The organism is Myxococcota bacterium (assembly GCA_039030075.1).
Taxonomy (GTDB): domain Bacteria; phylum Myxococcota_A; class UBA9160; order UBA9160; family SMWR01; genus JAHEJV01.
The window spans coordinates 1-17,604 of the sequence record JBCCEW010000039.1 but is presented as its reverse complement, the minus strand read 5'-3'; the positions used below and the strand labels follow the sequence as shown (position 1 = coordinate 17,604).

General features: G+C 69.4%; 14 protein-coding genes. 12 read left to right on the top strand and 2 right to left on the bottom strand.

The window, feature by feature from the left end:
- Positions 1–795: a tryptophan synthase subunit alpha gene (gene trpA / locus AAF430_25370; GenBank protein ID MEM7413588.1), complete on the top strand. Its 795-nt coding sequence runs from the start codon at positions 1–3 to the stop codon at positions 793–795.
- On the opposite strand, the gene coaE is transcribed toward trpA, so the two are convergent.
- A complete protein-coding gene (coaE, locus tag AAF430_25365; protein MEM7413587.1) occupies positions 767–1,402 on the bottom strand; it encodes a dephospho-CoA kinase in 636 nt (211 codons plus the stop codon). The two genes, trpA and coaE, sit on opposite strands and share 29 nt — an antisense overlap.
- A 55-nt stretch (positions 1,403–1,457) precedes the next feature.
- Entirely contained in the window at positions 1,458–3,038 is a 1,581-nt protein-coding gene (locus tag AAF430_25360) for a diguanylate cyclase (GenBank protein ID MEM7413586.1), read from the bottom strand.
- Positions 3,039–3,393: 355 nt separating this feature from the next.
- On the opposite strand from AAF430_25360, the gene pheA reads away from it, so the two are divergent.
- The 11 genes from pheA (at position 3,394) to AAF430_25305 (ending at position 17,508) form a co-directional block, all read left to right on the top strand.
- A complete protein-coding gene (gene pheA, locus AAF430_25355) occupies positions 3,394–4,551 on the top strand; it encodes a prephenate dehydratase (protein MEM7413585.1) in 1,158 nt (385 codons plus the stop codon).
- Positions 4,548–5,645 (top strand): histidinol-phosphate transaminase, encoded by a 1,098-nt coding sequence (gene hisC / locus AAF430_25350; GenBank protein ID MEM7413584.1) that lies wholly within the window; start codon positions 4,548–4,550, stop codon positions 5,643–5,645. The genes pheA and hisC overlap by 4 nt, the downstream gene beginning before the upstream one ends.
- Positions 5,642–6,562, top strand: coding sequence for a prephenate dehydrogenase (locus AAF430_25345; protein ID MEM7413583.1), 921 nt, complete (start codon positions 5,642–5,644; stop codon positions 6,560–6,562). Before hisC ends, AAF430_25345 begins: the two co-directional genes overlap by 4 nt.
- Before the next feature lie 6 nt (positions 6,563–6,568).
- On the top strand, positions 6,569–8,281 hold the full coding sequence (locus AAF430_25340) for a 30S ribosomal protein S1 (protein MEM7413582.1): 1,713 nt from the start codon (positions 6,569–6,571) through the stop codon (positions 8,279–8,281).
- Between the two features lie 6 nt (positions 8,282–8,287).
- Positions 8,288–8,599, top strand: coding sequence for an integration host factor subunit beta (locus AAF430_25335; protein ID MEM7413581.1), 312 nt, complete (start codon positions 8,288–8,290; stop codon positions 8,597–8,599).
- 40 nt (positions 8,600–8,639) lie between these two features.
- Positions 8,640–8,990 (top strand): LapA family protein, encoded by a 351-nt coding sequence (locus AAF430_25330; protein ID MEM7413580.1) that lies wholly within the window; start codon positions 8,640–8,642, stop codon positions 8,988–8,990.
- 86 nt (positions 8,991–9,076) lie between these two features.
- A complete protein-coding gene (locus AAF430_25325) occupies positions 9,077–10,042 on the top strand; it encodes a tetratricopeptide repeat protein (GenBank protein ID MEM7413579.1) in 966 nt (321 codons plus the stop codon).
- On the top strand, positions 10,039–12,723 hold the full coding sequence (gene mutS, locus AAF430_25320) for a DNA mismatch repair protein MutS (protein MEM7413578.1): 2,685 nt from the start codon (positions 10,039–10,041) through the stop codon (positions 12,721–12,723). Before AAF430_25325 ends, mutS begins: the two co-directional genes overlap by 4 nt.
- Positions 12,720–13,880 carry an N-acetylmuramoyl-L-alanine amidase gene (locus AAF430_25315; GenBank protein ID MEM7413577.1) on the top strand — a complete coding sequence of 387 codons (1,161 nt, stop codon included), beginning with the start codon at positions 12,720–12,722 and terminating at the stop codon, positions 13,878–13,880. Before mutS ends, AAF430_25315 begins: the two co-directional genes overlap by 4 nt.
- Positions 13,877–16,555, top strand: coding sequence for a [protein-PII] uridylyltransferase (glnD, locus tag AAF430_25310; protein ID MEM7413576.1), 2,679 nt, complete (start codon positions 13,877–13,879; stop codon positions 16,553–16,555). The genes AAF430_25315 and glnD overlap by 4 nt, the downstream gene beginning before the upstream one ends.
- Positions 16,552–17,508, top strand: a complete 957-nt coding sequence (locus AAF430_25305; GenBank protein ID MEM7413575.1) for a site-specific tyrosine recombinase XerD — start codon at positions 16,552–16,554, stop codon at positions 17,506–17,508. Before glnD ends, AAF430_25305 begins: the two co-directional genes overlap by 4 nt.
- The last annotated feature ends 96 nt before the right edge of the window (positions 17,509–17,604 follow it).

The following is a 17,604-nucleotide window of genomic DNA, read 5'->3' as shown; positions in this document are numbered from 1 at the left end:
ATGAGCCGTCTCTCCGAACGCTTCGCGACGCTACGTGCACGGGGCGAAAAGGCCCTGGTGCCGTTCGTGACCGCGGGCGATCCGGACCTCGCGACCACGGGGGCCCTGATCGTCGCGATGGCGGAGGCCGGTGCCGACGCGATCGAACTGGGCGTGCCGTTCTCCGACCCGATGGCCGAGGGACCGACGATCCAGCGCGCGAGCGAGCGCGCGCTCGCCGGCGGGACCACCCTGCGCAAGGTGCTCGAGCTGGTCGCGCGCGTGCGTCCGCATCTCGAGATCCCTCTCGTGTTGATGGGCTACGCGAACAATCTGGTCTCGATGGGGGAAGAGGCGTTCGCCGAAGCGGCCCACGGGGCAGGCGTGGATGGCCTGATCATCGTCGACCTGCCGCCGGAAGAGGGCGAGAGCTTCCACGCGGCGCTTCGGGCGCGAGACGTCGACCCGATCCTGCTCGCGTCGCCCACCACCGAGCCGGACCGGCTCGAGAAGCTGGCGACCGAGAGCGGTGGCTTCCTCTACTTCGTCTCCCTCACCGGCGTGACGGGGGCGCGCGGCGCGATGTCCCAGTCCCTCGAGGGCGAGGTGAAGGCGGTGCGCGCCTACAGCGACATCCCGGTCTGCGTCGGCTTCGGGGTGTCGACCCCCGAGCACGCCGCCGACGTCGCGCGCTTCGCCGACGGGGTCGTCGTGGGCAGCGCCATCGTCGATCGCATCGAGCGGGCCAGCAGTCCGGACGCCGCGGTGCACGCGGCTGCGGCCTTCGTCAGCGAGCTGAAGGCGCCGCTCCGGTAAGCCGCGCGTAGAGCGCCTTCACCTGCGCTTCGGTGGCCTCGAGACTGCCAGAGTTGTCGATCACGTGGTCGGCGAGTTCGCGTTTGCGCTCGAGCGAGAGTTGGGACGCGACCCGGCGTTCGGCTTCGGCGCGATCACAGCCGTCGCGTTTCATCTGGCGCTCGATCTGCACCGATTCGGGGATCCAGACGACGATCACCGCTTCGGCGCTCGAGGCGGCGCCACTGCCGCGGCCTGATTCGCGCCCTTCGTAGAGCAGCGGGATGTCGAGCACCACGAGCGGCACGCCCTCGGAGAGCGCCGCCTGCAGCCGTCGTGCGAACTCCTGGCCGACCTTCGGGTGGACGAGTTGCCCGAGGCGTTCGCGCGCCGCCTCGTCGCGAAACACGATGTCGCCGAGAGCCTTGCGGTCGAGGGCCCCTTCGGAGTCGAGGATGCCGGGCCCGAAGGCTTCGGCGAGCTCGGCGACCATCGGCATGCCCGGCGCCTGGAGCTCGTGGACGATCGCGTCGGCATCGATCACGGTGGCGCCGAGCGCGGCCAACATCCGCGCCACGGTGCTCTTCCCGGAACCGATCCCACCCGTCAATCCCACGACCACGCTCACGCGGACGAGCATAGCCCGCGTCCCCTCGGCGTCGCGCTGTTCGCGCGCCCTTGCGCTAGGCGAGGTCGTCCGGGTGAACGACGACGCAGTTCTTGCCGTTGGCCTTCGCCTGGTAGAGCGCCTGGTCGGCTTTGCCGAAGAACGCCTTGCGGTCGCCCCGGTAGGCGGCCACGCCGATCGACACCGTGACCTTGAGCGCCTCGAAGGCCTCGTCGATCAGGAAGTCGGTCTCTTCGATCGCCATGCGGGTCTTCTCGGCGAGGGCGTAGCCGCCTTCGATGTCCGTGTTCGGGGCGAGGATCACGAACTCCTCGCCGCCGTAGCGGGCGCAGAGGTCGCCACCGCGCACGGCGGCGTTCAGGATGCCCGCGATTCGCGCGAGCACCTCGTCACCGCCCGCGTGGCCGTACTGGTCGTTGAGCTTCTTGAAGTCGTCGATGTCGATGATCAACATCGCGAGGTCTTCTCGGGCGCGCTCGACGCGTCGGATCTCCCGGGTCAGATGATCCTGGAAGAAGCGGTGGTTGTGGAGCTTGGTCAGGCCGTCGGTGATGGACAGCTGGTTCAACACCTCGGTCGCTTGCTGGAGGGCCGCGTAGCGGTCCTGGAGGCGCCGGTTCGTCGACTCGATCTCGGTCTGGTACTCGCGCTGGCGACGCAGCATCGCGTTGAAGGCGCGGGTGAGGATCCCGATCTCGTCGCGCTGCGGCGGTTCGGGGATCTCGAGGGCGGTCTCGCCGTCTGCGACCCGACGGGCCACCGCCGACAGCTGCCCGATCGGACCGGTCACGCGCGACGTCACCCGGTAGGCGAAGACGCAGAACAAGGCGATGACCACCGCGTCGATCAGGAGCACGCGCTGGATCGACGCCACCAGGGGCGCGTAGAGCGAACGCGTCGAAGCGACGATGGCGATGCGCCAGCCCCAGGGCGCCAGACTGCGCGTGGCGGCGAGGATCTCCTCGCTACCGAATCGCGTCTCGCGGAGACGCTCCTGGCCCCAGTTCTCGATCGGGAGTCGCTCGGCGTTGCCGAGGAATGAAGTGTCGCCGGTCTGGAGGAGCGCGCGGCCGCTCGCGTCGGTGAGGACGAAGGCGGCGTCGTCGCTCGGCAGGGCGAGGGCCAGCACCGGGGCGAGCGCATCGAAGCGGGCGATCCCGACGCAGCCCGGTTCACGGGAAGCGGGCAACGTCGCGAGGGCGACGCCGAGGCGCCCGTCGGCGAGCGTCACGAGCGCGATGCCCGTGTCGGCCCGGAGCGCCGCCTGCGCACCTTGCGGCACTTCGCCCCAGGCATCGGTCGGCGTCGGTTCCGTGTAGAACGAGGCCTGCCCCACCCACGGTGCTTGCGGGGTTGCGCTCTGGCCCGCCGGCGGACAACGCAGATCGGCACGCATCGCGACGAGCCACGGCTCGACTCGCTCGCTCGCCTGTCGCAGCGAGACGCCGTAGAGCCGGTCCGCGGTCTCGCGGAGCGAGCTGCGGCTCGACTGGATCGCGACCCAGCTCGCGAGCATGGCGGTGACGAACGTCGCGGTGAACACGAACACCACGATCTGATGCGCCAGACTCGCGAACGCCGCCGGGCGGCCCTCGCGCTGGCTCTCGGTGATTTCCGGCTCGGACTCGCCTTCCACGCAGGTCTCCTATCGACCCGGCAGAAGCGGCCCTTGATCGCGTTGCCGCCTCGGATTTCCGGGTTCTCGAGGTGCAACGAGGCGCCAAAGTCGAGGGGAAGTCACCCCGGCGACTCCGGACCCGGGGAGCGAGCCGGCACACGCCTCCAAGTCCCTGACACGCAACGGGAATCGACGCAGCCCGGTTTGCGAGGGGGAGGGGCCTCGACTACCTTCCCGCCTGGTTTTTCAAGGGGTTAGCGCCCCGATCGGCGTTTCGGATGCGGCTCGGCCCTCCATTTGCCAGGGCGCTCGGCTCCTGGACCGTCGCGGCCCGGCGGCATGTCGTCTCCGCTTGGCGATCTCGGATGGCTCCATGTCTCGACGAGACCCGGTTTCAGCAGAGTCCACTGCCCCCACTGCCTCTGACGCGCCCGCCGCGTCGGCGCTCGCCGACCTGCGCGCGCGCATCGACGCCGTGGACGACGCGATTCTCGCGCTGTTGAACGATCGAGCGACCCTCGTCGGGCGCGTCGGCGAGTTCAAGCAGAACCACAACACCGGGGTCTACGAACCGAGCCGCGAGCGCCGCATCGTCGAAGCCCTCGAGTCGCGCAACCCCGGTCCGTTTCCGTCGGATGGGATCGGCCCCGTCTTCCGCGAGATCATCTCTGGGACCCGCTCCCTCGAGACCCGGGTCGGCGTCGCCTTCCTGGGCCCGGAGGGCACGTTCTCTCACCTCGCGGCGCGCGAACAATTCGGCGCGATGGTCGACTACCACCCGGTACCGACGATCGGCGACGTGTTTCGCGCCGTCGAGAGCGGGCGGGTCGATCACGGCATGGCGCCCGTCGAGAACAGCACCGAGGGCGTCGTCACCCAGACCCTCGATGCGCTCACCGAGCACGAGGTGCCGGTGTGCGCCGAGCGCGTCGTGCGCGTGTCGCTGACGCTGGTCTCGAAGAGCGGGCGTCTCGAAGACGTACGCCGGGTGGTGTCGCACCCGCAGCCCCTCGCCCAGTCGCGGCGGTGGCTCGAGGAGGCGCTGCCCGACGCCGAGCGGGTCGAGGCCGCGAGCACCGCGGCCGCCGCCCGGCTGGCCGCCGAGGACGGCAGCGTCGCCGCGATCGGCACTGCCCTGGCCGCCGAGACCTACGGCCTCGAGGTGATCTCGCGAGGCATCGAGGATCGACACGACAACACCACCCGGTTTCTGGTGATCGGCGGCGATCCGCCGGCGGCCAGTGGTCACGACCTCACCTCGGCGGTGTTCACGATCCGCCGCGACGAAGCAGGAGGGCTCCTCCGCTTGATCGAGCCGATGGCGCAGGAGGGCGTGAGCCTCACGTCCATCCAGCTCCGGCCGATCAAGGGGAGGCCTTGGGAGTACTACTTCTTCATCGATTGGGCGGGACATCAATCCGATCCGGCCGTCCAGCGCGCGCTGGACGTGGCGTCGCAGGTGGCCCACACGTCACGGGTGCTCGGGTCGTTTCCGCGCGCTCGGACCCCCCTCGCCGGGAGCGTCGCATGACCCTCGAACGTGTCGTGAAGCCCCACATCCGCGCGCTCGCGCCCTACGAGCCGGGGAAGCCGCCCGAAGAGCTCGAGCGCGAGCTCGGGATCGAGGGCGCGATCAAGCTCGCGTCGAACGAGAGCCCGCTCGGACCGTCCCCGAAGGCGATCGCCGCCGTCCGTGAGGCCCTGGAGGAGTCGCACCGCTATCCCGACGGTGCCTGCTTCGAGCTGCGCGCGCGCCTGGCCGCGCACTTCGGTGTGGCGCAGAACCAGTTCGTATTCGGCTGCGGTGGCGACGAAGTGCTCGAGCTCGTCGCGAAGTCCTTCCTCGGACCCGGGGACGAGGCCGTCTACGCCTGGCCGTCGTTCGCGATGTACCCGATCGTGATCCAGGGTATGGGCGCGACGCCGGTAGCCGTGCCCCTCGACGGCGACTTCGCCCACGATCTCGACGCCATGCGCGCGGCGATCACCGAGCGCACCCGCGTGGTGTTCGTCTGCAACCCGAACAACCCCACCGGCACGAGCATGGGGGCAGAGGCCTTCGACGCCTTCGTCGCCTCGCTGCCCGAAGACGTGGTGCTCTTCGTCGACGAGGCGTATCGCGAGTTCGTGCGCCGCGAGGATTTCCCCGACGCCCTGTCCTGGGTGGCGCGCCGGCCGGGAACCCTCGTGATGCGGACCTTCTCGAAGATCTACGGACTCGCCGGTCTGCGTGTGGGCTACGGCCTCGGGGGTCCGGAGCTGATCGACTACCTCAACCGCGCGCGTCACCCGTTCAATGTGAACCGCCTCGCCGAAGCGGCCGCCGTGGCGGCCCTCGACGACGAGGACCACGCCGAGCGCACGCGCGCGCTGAACGACGAAGGCATCGCCTACCTCACCCGCGAGCTGGGCGCGTTGGGCTGTCGGGTCTGGCCGAGCGACGCGAACTTCGTGCTCGTCGAGGCCGGCGCCGACGCCTTCGAGCGGCTGCAGCGTGAGGGCGTGATCGTGCGTCCCCTCGCCGGCTTCGGCATGCCGAACCACATCCGGGTGAGCATCGGGCTGCCCGAAGAGAACGAGCGCCTGGTGAAGACCCTGGCTCGCTTGCGCGAGGAGGGAGCGTGACGGCGCCCTTCGAGCGACTGCTCGTGGTCGGGCTGGGCCTCCTCGGGGGCTCGGTCGCCTGGGCCGCGAAGCAGCGCGAGGTGGCGAACCACGTCGTGGGCGCCACGCGAAGCCCGAACGCCCGCGCCCAGGCCCTGCGCTTCGGCGCGGTCGATGCGATCGCAGAGCTCGACGTCGCCGGCCGCGACGCAGACCTGGTCGTGTTGGCGACGCCCGTGGGCGCAATGCCGCGGGTCCTCGAGTCCCTCGCGCCGAGCCTCGGCGCCGGCTGCCTGGTCACTGACGTCGGCAGCGTGAAGGGCCCGCTCGTCGAGACCCTGCCTGGGATCCTCCCCCCGGGTGCCCAGTTCGTCGGATCCCACCCGATGGCCGGTGGGCACGAAACCGGGATGGAGCACGCGCGGCCCGACCTCCTGGACGGGGCCGTGTGCGTCGTCACCGAGGCCGATGGGGAGGCAACGGCGCGCGTGGCGGGTTTCTGGGAGGCCCTGGGCGCCCAGGTGGTGCGCCGCGGGCCCGCCGCCCACGACGCCGAGGTGGCCTGGATCAGCCATCTGCCCCATCTGCTGGCCTACGCCTACGCGGCCAGCCTGGAGAAGGCACCGGGCGCCGCCGCCGAGGTGGCGGGGGCCGGCTTCCGGGATTTCAGCCGGATCGCCCGCAGCGATCCCGGCCTGTGGGCCGATATCCTGTCCCAGAATCACAAGGCGCTGGCGGCCCCGGTGGCCGCTACCGGCCAGGCCCTCGAGGACCTGGCCCGAGCGCTGGAAGCAGGCGACGCGGAGGCACTTTTCCGGCTACTCTCCGCCGCCCGTTCCCATCTGTTCCCGGCGCCGCTCCTCGAGGAGCCGGCCGCTGGTTCCGACGTACCCAACGCCGCGCGGGCGCGCGGCGACTCTACGGAGACACCCAAGTAAACGCTTATGAGTAACCTGAGTACCGGCGAGTCCTTCGCCGACCTGTTCGAAAGCAGCATTCGAGCGATCAAGGAAGGCGAGGTGGTGAAGGGCACCGTCTTGTCGATCGACGACGACCACGTGCAGATCGACATCGGCTTCAAGTCCGAGGGGTTGGTCGCCGCCTGGGAGTTCATGGACGACGACGGCACCGTCCTCGTCGGCCCCGGCGATGAAGTGGACGTGCTGCTCGAGCAGGCCGAGGGCGACGACGGTCGCGTGGTGATCTCGAAGGAGAAGGCCGACCGGCTGAAGGTCTGGGACGACATCAGCAAGGCCTACAAGGCCGACGAGCCCGTCGAAGGCACGGTGCTATCGCGCGTGAAGGGCGGCCTGGCCGTCGACATCGGCGTCAAGGCGTTCCTGCCCGGCTCCCAGGTCGACCTGCGACCCGTGCGCAACCTCGAGCACGTGGTCGGGCAGAAGCTCCAGTTCAAGATCATCAAGTTCAACAAGCGACGCGCCAACATCGTGCTGTCGCGCCGCGCGCTCCTCGAGAGCGAGCGCAAGAAGATGCGCGAGACCACGCTGCAGACGCTGGCCCCCGGTCAGATCGTCGACGGTGTGATCAAGAACCTCACCGACTACGGCGCGTTCATCGACCTCGGTGGCATCGACGGCCTGCTCCACGTGACGGACATGTCGTGGGGCCGGGTCAACCACCCGAGCGAGCTCTTCCACGTCGGCGACGAGATCAAGGTCAAGGTCCTCAAGTTCGATTCGGAGAACGAGCGGGTTTCGCTGGGCCTCAAGCAGATCCAGCCCGATCCGTGGATCGACGCGTCGATGCGTTACCCGATCGGCAAGCGCATCGAAGGGAAGGTCGTCTCGCTCGCCGAGTACGGTGCCTTCATCGAGCTCGAGCCGGGCATCGAGGGCCTGATCCACGTCTCGGAGATGTCCTGGACGAAGCGCATCAAGCACCCGTCGAAGGTCGTGGCCGTGGGCGACAGCGTCGAAGCCGTGGTGCTCGACGTGGACGAGCGCGATCGCAAGATCTCGCTGGGCATGAAGCAGATCGAGCCCAACCCCTGGAGCGTGATCGAGGAGAAGTACCCGGTCGGCACCAAGGTCTCGGGCGCGGTCCGCAACGTCACCAACTTCGGCGTCTTCATCGGCCTCGAAGAGGGCATCGACGGTCTGGTGCACGTGTCGGACATCTCCTGGACGGAGCAGATCAAGCACCCCAGCGAGAAGTTCAACAAGGGCGACATGGTCGAAGCGACCGTGCTGAAGATCGACAAGGAGAACGAGAAGTTCTCTCTGGGCATCAAGCAGCTCCAGGACAACCCCTGGAACGAGATCCTGCAGAAGTACCCGGTCGGCAGTGAGATCAACGGCGCCGTCACCAACGTGGCGGACTTCGGTGCCTTCGTCCGACTCGAGGACGGCATCGAAGGGCTGATCTACAGCTCGGAGCTGGCCCAGGAGCGGGTGGAAAACCCGTCAGATGTGGTCTCCGAAGGTCAGGAGGTGACGGCGCTCGTCACCCGCGTCGACCCGATGGAGCAGAAGATCTCTCTGTCGATCAAGGCGCTGACCGATAAGGAACAGCGAGAGTCCTTGAAGAAGCTGGCGGCCCAGCAGTCTGCGACGCAGACGACCACGCTGGGGGACCTCCTCGCCGAAAAGCTTGCCCAGAAGACCGATGGAACCGAGGGCACAGACGGAGAGGAATAGAGCGACATGACGAAGAGCGGACTGATCGAGGCGGTGGCCGAACGGACGCCGCACATCTCGAAGAAAGACACGGAGATCGTCGTCAACACGATCTTCGATTCGATGGCGAGTGCTCTCAAGGAGGGCGAGCGCATCGAGATCCGCGGTTTCGGGAGCTTCCAGGTGAAGGTGCGGGAGGCCCGTGAGGGCCGGAACCCGAAGACGGGCGAGCCCGTACACATCTCCGCCAAGCGGACTCCGTTCTTCAAAGTGGGCAAGGAGCTGAAGGAGATGGTGGACGTGGGGCGCCATTCTTCTCCGGAGTCGCCCACTTCCTAGTTCCGCTCTCCGCTTCCGCCCCCCGGGAGTGACCGTTTCCATGCGCTGGGTGCGTCGTCTGATCGGTCTTGGCCTGATCGGCGCCGTGATGGTGCTCGGCTGGCAGTTCGCTTCGGAGAACGCCAACCGGGTCGCGGTGCACTACCTCTGGGGCATCCTCGAGATCCCGATCTGGCAGGCGCTGATCGGCGCCTTCGGGCTCGGCTTCGCTTTCGCGGGGCTCGGCTGGTTCTTCTTCGGCGTTCGCGCCGGCATGGTCCAGCGTCGCTACCGCAAGACCGTGGGCGGGCTCGAGTCCGAGATCCACCAGCTGCGCAACCTCCCCCTCGCCGAGGACAGCTCTGGTGCCCCGGCGGCGCCCGACGCGGCCGCCGGCGACGGGAGTCGCTGATTTCCGTCCGGGACTGGTTTCGCAGGCGCCCCCGGCGGCGTCTCCCGCGCGACGCGGACGAAGCGGCGCGAGCTGCGCTGCTCGCCGTGCTCGATCGCGATCACGAGCGCGCTGAGGAGCTGCTCACCCAGGTGGTCGAACTCGACTCCACGGGAGTCGAGCCCTACCTGGCGCTCGCGCGCTTCTATCGGATGCGGGGTGAGATCGGCCGCGCGATCCGCGTCCACCAGAACCTGCTGTTGCGTCAGGATCTGACGCCCGAGCAGACGATCACGGCGATGGCCGACCTGGCCGCCGACTTCCGTCAGGGCGGCTTCCTGCAGCGGGCGATCGCTTCCTACGAAGAGGTGCTGGCGCGAGATCCGAAGCACGTCGAGTCGCTGCGTGCGCTGGTGTCGTTGGCGGGTGCGGTGCGCGACTACCCGCGCGCCCTGGCCGCCCAGAAGCGGCTCGCGAAGCTCGACAAGACGAACGCCGCGGTCGAGCGCGCGCGTCTCTGGGTCGACATGGCCGAGGCGGCGCTCGCCGAGGGCCGGAACGACGACGCGCGCAAGGCGGTGCGGCGCGCGTTGCGCACCAACCCCCAGTCGGTGCGGGGCTGGATCGTGTTGGGTTCGCTCGAGGCCGAGCGCGGCAAGTCGAAGGCGGCGCTCGCCGCCTGGTCGAAGGTCCCGGCGATCGATCGGCGCAGCGCGGCACTCGTCTACCCCCAGATCGAGTCGGCCTACGCCGCGCTCGACAAGCCCCGCGACTACGAGGCCTACCTGCGCGGCCTGATCGAAGAACGTGGCGATGACGTCCACGCCCGCCTCGCCCTGGCGCGCACGCTGGCGGCGCGCGGCGAGACGGAAGAGGCGCTGGCCGAGCTGCGTCGCGTCCTCGAGCGCAGCCCCGACGATCTCGAGACCCGGGCGGCGCTCGGCCGGCTCCTCATCAGCGAACGCCGCGATAGCGAGAGCTCGAAGGCTACGGCCGAGCTCCTCGACGTGCTCGAGCGGCGCGGACTCCTGCGGAGTGAGAAGAGCACCTTCCAGCGGGACTTCCTGTCGTGAGCAAGGCGAAGTCGGCGCTCGACACCCCGATGATGCGCCAGTTCCTGGCGATCAAGGCGCGCTATCCCCAAGAGATCCTGTTCTACCGGATGGGCGACTTCTACGAGATGTTCCTCAAGGACGCCGAGATCGCGGCGCCGCTGCTCGACATCGCGCTCACCACCCGGGACAAGAACAAGGAAGACGCGGTGCCCATGTGCGGCATCCCGGTGCACGCGGCCGAGCAGCACCTCGCGAAGCTCGCGTCCAAGGGCTATCGGGTGGCGATCTGCGAGCAGGTCGAGGACGCGCGGTCGGTGGGCGGGAAGCGGCTGGTCAAGCGCGACGTCGTCGAAGTCGTCACGCCGGGCCTCTCGAGCGACCCCCAGAGCATCGAAGCGAGTCGGGAGCTGTGTCTGGCGGCGGTCGTGCCGGGCAACCCGGCGGGCCTGGCCGTGCTCGATGCCTCCACCGGGGACCTGCGGGCGACCGAGGTCGCGGCGGATTCCGGCGAGACCCTCCCCGCGGCGCTCTGCGAAGAGCTCGTCCGGCTCGGGCCCCGCGAGGTGCTGGTGCCGGCGGACCGACCCGAGGTGGAACCGGCGCTCGCCCGCGAGCTTCCCGACGCGGCCTTCTCGCCCTGCGAGCCGGTCGACTACGAGGTGGCGCAGGCGCCCGCTCATCCCGAAGGGCTCGAAGCCGATGCCGAGGACCCGGCCTCCCGCGCGGCGGCGGCGCTCCTGCACTACGTCGGTCGGCATCAGCCCTTCGTGCTGGGCCAGACCTCGCGGCTGCGGCGCTACGCCCTGACCGACGCGATGGTGCTCGACGAGGCCACCCGCGCGCACCTCGAGCTGCTGCAGAACAGCGAGGACGGGACGCGTGCGCGCACGCTCCTCGACCGCATCGACGAGACACGCACGCCCCTGGGCGCGCGTCGTCTGGCCCGCTGGCTCGCCTACCCACTGGTGAACGCCGAGCGGATTCGCGCGCGGCAGGATGCGGTGGCGTTTCTCGCGGATCGCGATCGGTTGCGCGGTCGCGTGCGAGACGCGCTCGCTGGCGTGCGCGATCTGGAGCGCCTGCTCTCGAAGGTGGCGCGCCCCGGCGCGACCCCGCGCGACGCCGTGGCGCTGCGCGCGTCGCTCGAAGCGCTCCCGGCCCTCGAAGCGGCGGTCTCCGACACCGCGGGTGAAGGGGATGCGCTCCTCGAAGGAGAGCGGCCGGCGGCGCTCCCGGTGCCGCGTGCGCTTCCGGAGGTGGCGGGGCTCTTGCGCTCTGCGTTGGCCGACGAAGTCGCGCCGCTCCCGCGCGGTTCTCGCGGTGCGCTCGAGACGGGGTACATCCGCGACGGCTATCGAGCCGAGCTCGATGGCCTGCGCGGCGGTGTGCACAAGGGACGCGATTGGATCGCGGGGCACGAGGCGGCCGAACGCGATCGGACGGGCATCGCCAACTTGAAGATCCGCTTCCACCCGGTGCACGGCTACTCGATCGAGGTCACGAAGACGAACCTCGATCGCGTGCCCGACGACTACGAGCGCAAGCAGACCCTGGCGAACGCGGAACGCTTCACGACACCGGCCCTGCGCGAGATCGAGCAAGAGGTGCGGGGCGGCACCGAGCGCGCGGCCGCCCTCGAGCGCGAGCTCTTCGAGGAGCTGCGCCAGACGGTGCTGGTGGCCTCGGACGAGATCGGGCGCGCGGCCGACGCCGTCGCCGAGCTCGACGCATTGGCCTCACTGGCGGAGGTGGCCCGGCGCGATGGCTGGACGCGGCCCGAAGTGGACGAGACGACCCAGCTCGAGATCCACGGCGGTCGTCACCCGGTGATCGAGCCGCTCCTGGTGGCGCGTGGCGACGAGGCCTTCGTCCCCAACGACACCGAGCTCGACCCGGAGACGCGCCAGATCGTGGTTCTCACCGGCCCCAACATGTCGGGCAAGAGCACCTACCTGCGCCAGGTGGCGCTGATCGTCTTGCTCGCTCAGCTCGGGTCCTACGTTCCCGCCGAGTCGGCGCGGATCGGCGTGGTCGATCGCGTCTTCACGCGCGTCGGCGCAAGCGACCGGCTGGCCCGGGGCGAGTCGACCTTCATGGTCGAGATGCGCGAGACCGCCGAGATCCTGGCGCACGCGTCGCCGCGCAGCTTGCTGATCCTCGACGAGATCGGCCGCGGCACCAGCACCTACGACGGCCTGTCGATCGCCTGGGCCGTCGCCGAATACTTGCACGACGCCCCGGGCGTCGGTGCCCGCACACTCTTCGCGACCCACTACCACGAGCTCACCGATCTCCCTGCCAGTCACCCCCGCGTCGTGAACGCCCACTTCGCCGCGCGTGAGTGGAACGACGAGGTGGTGTTCTTGCGCCGCCTGGTCGAAGGCGGGGCGAGTCGTTCCTACGGGATCCAGGTCGCGCGCCTGGCCGGGTTGCCTGGCCGCGTGCTCGAGCGCGCGCGAGAGATCCTCGGGCAGCTCGAGTCGACGGGCGTCGAGAACTCGGGTCGCGCGCGCCTGGCCCCCGAGCCGAAATCGGCCGACGCGCAGCTGGGACTCTTCCAGGAGGCGGCCCCGGACCCGAAGGCCGACGCGGTCCTCGAGGAGCTGCGCGCGCTCGCGGTCGACGAGACCACGCCCGTCGAGGCGCTGACGCTCCTGGCACGCTGGCGCGAACAGCTGTCCGAGGAGGAACCGTCGTGAGGGCCGGGCGGCTCGCGCTCCTGACCTTCGCGGCGCTCCTGTGTCTGGGCGTCGAGCGGCCGCCCGGGCTCTCGGACGTGGCGGAGCTCCGACACTGGTCCTACCCGGACTACACGCGCGTCGTCGTCGAGCTCACTGACGAGGTGCGGATCAAGCGAAACGCCCGGCTGCTACCGCCGGCGGACGGTCGACCCGAGCGCCTCTACATGGACCTCGAGGGCGTGTGGGTCGGACGCGACTACGAGAACGCGCGGCCCGTCGGCGATGGGCTCCTCGAAGGGATCCGGATCGGTCAGAACACGAAGACAGCGATTCGCGTCGTGCTCGACCTCGAGACCCACGCGCGCCACCGCGTGCTCCTCCTGAGCCACCCCGATCGACTGGTGATCGACGTCTACGGACGGCGCGGCAAGGGTGACGCATCGCTGCGCGACGAAGGGCTGCGGCTCCCGACCGATCTGCGCCAGGTGCGCACCATCGTGCTCGATGCGGGCCACGGCGGACGCGATCCCGGCGCGATCGGGATCGGGGGCCTGCGCGAGAAGGACGTCACCCTGAAGCTCGCCCGGGCCCTGCAGCCGAAGCTCGAAGAGCGCGGCTTTCGGGTGGTGAACACCCGCGACAGCGACAAGGCGCTCAGCCTGGAGGAGCGCACGGCGATCGCCGAGGGCGCTGGCGGCGACCTCTTCGTGTCGCTGCACGCGAACGCCTCGCGGCGGCGGTCGGCGAACGGCATCGAGACCTACTACCTCGACCAGAACTACGAGCGTCACAGCGTGACGGTGGCGGCGCGCGAGAACGGCGTACCGCGATCCGAGGTGAACGATCTGCAGCGCACCCTCGCGCGCCTGCGGGTATCCGAGGTGTCGCCACATTCGAAGCGGCTGGCCGAGCACGTGCAGAACGAGCTGATCACCGGGTTGCCGAAGCAGTACCGCCCGGTCGAAGATCTCGGGGTCAAGAAGGGCCCGTTCTATGTGCTGTTCCTTTCCGGGATGCCGGCGGTGCTCGTCGAGTCGGGTTTCGTCACCCACCGCGGGGAGTCGAAACGGCTGCGCGACCCGGGCTACATCGACGCCGTCGCGGAGGGCATCGCCGATGCCCTGGTCGAGTACCGCGACGACACGGCCGCGCTCGCGGTGAGGAGTTCGTGGTGAGTTCGCCTGACGTCCACGACTGGCTCCCGATCGCCATCGCACCGCAGGAGGTGCCGATCGCCGCGCGCGAGTTCCTGGCGAAATCGAAGGACCACCTGCGCGATCTCCACGCCGGCGGCGCGGGCGGTACGGCCGTCAACGAGGCCCACAGCGACCAGGTCGATGCCCTGATTCGCCGACTCTTCGATCTCTCCGAAGGCCAGTACTTCCACGAAGGCGGCGAGGGGCCGAGCGAGTTCTGCGTGGTGGCCGTGGGGGGCTACGCCCGCCGCGAGATGAACATCCATTCGGACGTGGATCTACTCTTCCTCTACCGCGACAAGGTCACCCCCTATGTGAAGGCGGTGGCCGAACGCCTGCAGGTGTGGCTCTGGGACTCCCAGGTGACCGTCGGCGGCGCCACGCGCACGATCGCCGAAACGATCAAGCTCGCGCGCGACGACACGACGGTGCGCACCGCGCTCCTGGCTCCACGCTTCCTGGCGGGTAGCGGGATCCTCTTCCACGAGTTCGCGCGGCTGGTGCAGTCGAAGCTGTTGAACCGTCCCGAGGGCTTCATCTCCCAGCAGATCGTCGCGACCCACGAGCGACACACCGAGTTCGGGGATTCGCTCTACCTGCTCCAACCGAACGTGAAAGAAGGGGCGGGGGGGCTGCGCGACTACCACGCGGCCTACTGGGCGATGCAGGCGGCGGTGCCGGGCGCGCGCAGTCGCGAGGATTTCCTGCATCAGGGCTTGCTCACCCACACGGAGACCCGCGATCTCAACACGGCCCTCGACTTCCTCTGGGGCATTCGCAACGAGCTGCACCTCCAGGTCGGCCGCAAGCACGACCAGATGAGCTTCGACCTGCAGGAACACGTTGCCCAGGCGCTCTCCTTCCAGGAGCACGGCCACCAGCTGCCGGTCGAACAGCTGATGGGCGAGTACTACCGCCACGCGCGCAACGTCCTGAACTGCGCCTCGCTGGTGATGGAGCAGTCCCTCGCACGGGTGCGCCGGCGCCCGCGCCGGCGCCGCGTCCAGTACGTCGAGGAGGGGCTGCGGATCGCCGACGGTCAGCTCGAGATCCCCCACTCGCGCCAGCTGCGAGAGGATCCGCTGCTGCTCTTGCGGACCTTCCAGGTGGCGCAGGACTACGATGTCCCGATCACCCGCAAGGCCCGCCGGCTGATTCGCGAGAATCTCGACCTCGTCGACGACGAATTTCGGCAGCTTCCCGAAGCGCGCGAGGCCTTCTTCAAGATCCTGCGCGATCAGCGCCGGGTGACGCGTTCGCTGACGACGATGAACGAGGTCGGGTTGCTGGGTGCGTATCTGCCCGAGTGGGACCACATCGTCTGTCGCTGGCAGCACGTCATGTATCACACCTACACCGTCGACGTGCACTCGATCTTCCTGGTCGAGGAGCTGCGTCGGCTGTGGAAGGGCGACCTCGAGAAGGAGCTTCCGGTCGCCACGGCTCTCGTGCGCGACACCGGCGATCTGCTGCCGCTGATCCTCGGCTGCCTGATGCACGACATCGGCAAGGGCCTCGGGGGCGACCACTCGCCGAAGGGTGCGGTGCGCGCGCGGGCGTGTCTGGAGCGGATGGGGGCCGACCCTGAACTCATCGATCTGGTCGTCTTCCTGGTGGACGAGCATCTCGTGATGTCCCACATCGCCCAGCGCCGCGATCTCTCGGACCCGCAGCTCATCCTCGAGTTCTCGCGCACAGTCAAGACCCGCGAGCGATTGCGCCTGCTGCTGCTGCTCACGGTCGTCGACATCCGCGCGTCGTCGAAGAAGGCCTGGACCGATTGGAAGGGCCGCCTGCTCCTCGAACTCTTCACCCGCACGAGCGAGCTGCTCGAGACGGGCGCGGACGATCCGAAGCGCGCGATGGAGCTGATCGAGCGTCGCGTCGAGAAGCGTCGGGCTGCCGCCGGTGAGGAGCTGCGCAAGCAGGGCGTCGAGGACGTGATCATCGAGGACTACTTCGGGATGCTGCCGCGTCGCTACTTCACGGCGCACACCCCGTCCCAGATCGCGCGGCATGCGCGCGTGGCCCTCGATTGGGACCGGGAGTCTCCCTTCCACCATGGCGTGCGCGAGATGCGCGGCGACTTCACCGAGTTCATCCTGTGCATGCAGGACGCACCGGGCCTGTTCACGAACGTGGCCGGGGTGCTGACGGCCCACCACATCAACATTCTGGGCGCCCATGCGTACACGACGAAGGCGGGCATGGCGCTCGAGGTCTACCGGATCGCGACGCCGAAGGGGGACCCGACCGCCCGCCAGGAAGTCTGGAACGATCTGCTGACCTCTCTGCGCCGCGTGCTCGGCGGAGAGGAGGACGTGGCCGCACTCTTGAAGCGACGCGGGCGTCCGGTGGGCGTCACCACCACGCCGGTCAAGAGCGTCGAGACCGTCTCGGTCACCAACGACGAATCCGATTTCTACACGATCGTCGACGTCGCAGCGAACGACCGACTCGGCCTGCTGCACGACCTCACACGGGTGATCACCGCGCACGGCTATGAGGTCTACATCTCCAAGGCCGGAAAGGTGCTCGACCAGGTCACCGACGCCTTCTACCTGAAGAACGCCGACGGCGGCAAGATCCAGGACGACGCGGCGCTCGCGGCACTCGAGCGGGATCTGCTGGAGGTCCTGGGAAGCGCGTCATGAGCGCTTCCCGGTCTGGCAAGCGGCGCCCGGCAGCGGAGCTCGAGGTAGGGGTCGAGGCGTACCTACGTCATGCGGCCCTCGAGCGCGGACTCTCGCCCCGCACCATCGAGGCCTACGGTCGCGATCTGCGCCGCTTCCTCGGTTTCCTGGCCGGGGCGGGTATCGCGCACACCGATGCGGTGACGCCCGCGGCGCTGCAGGCCTACTCCGCCTCGTTGCAGGCCCAGGGATTGGCGCCGCGCTCGCGCGCACGCGCGCTCGTCGCGGTCCGCCGCTTCCTGCGCCACGCCGGGGCCGAAGCGGCCTTCGCCGAGGATCCGGTTCGCGGCGTCGCTTCGCCGAAGCTCGACGCGCCGCTTCCGAAGGTGCTGCGCGACGACGAGACCCAGGCACTGATCGAGGCCGCCGGAGCGCCCGAAGGCCCGCTGGGTCTGCGCGATCGCGCCATGCTCGAAGTGCTCTACGGGGCGGGTCTCCGGGTGAGCGAGCTGGTGGGGCTGCCCACCTCGGCCCTGGACCGCCGCGCAGGCTGGCTGCGCGTGGTGGGGAAGGGGAACGTCGAGCGGGTCGTGCCGCTGGGTGAGCTCGCCCTCGAGGCCCTCGATGCCTATCTCGAAACGGCGCGCCCCGCGCTCGCGAAGCGCGCGCCCCGCGATCCCGATGCGCTCTTCCTGACCCAGCGCGCAAAGGCGATGACCCGCCAGAACTTCTTCACGCGCCTGCGCGGGATCGCCCGTCGCGCGGGGATTCCCACCGACCGCGTGTCTCCCCACGTCCTGCGACACGCCTTCGCGACCGACCTGCTCGAGGGCGGCGCCGATCTGCGCGCCGTGCAGACGCTGCTCGGCCATGCGGATCTCTCGACGACCCAGATCTACACCCACGTGAGCCGGGCGCGCCTGCGGGAAACGGTCGAGGCGAAGCATCCCCGGGGATCGGGGCGCTCGCGATGAGCCGGTCGAAACGTCCCGACCCGTTGGCCGCCATGAGCGCGCCGGCGGCCGCGCTGACGCGCGCCGTGCTGGCAGCGGCCGATGCGGAAGGGGTTT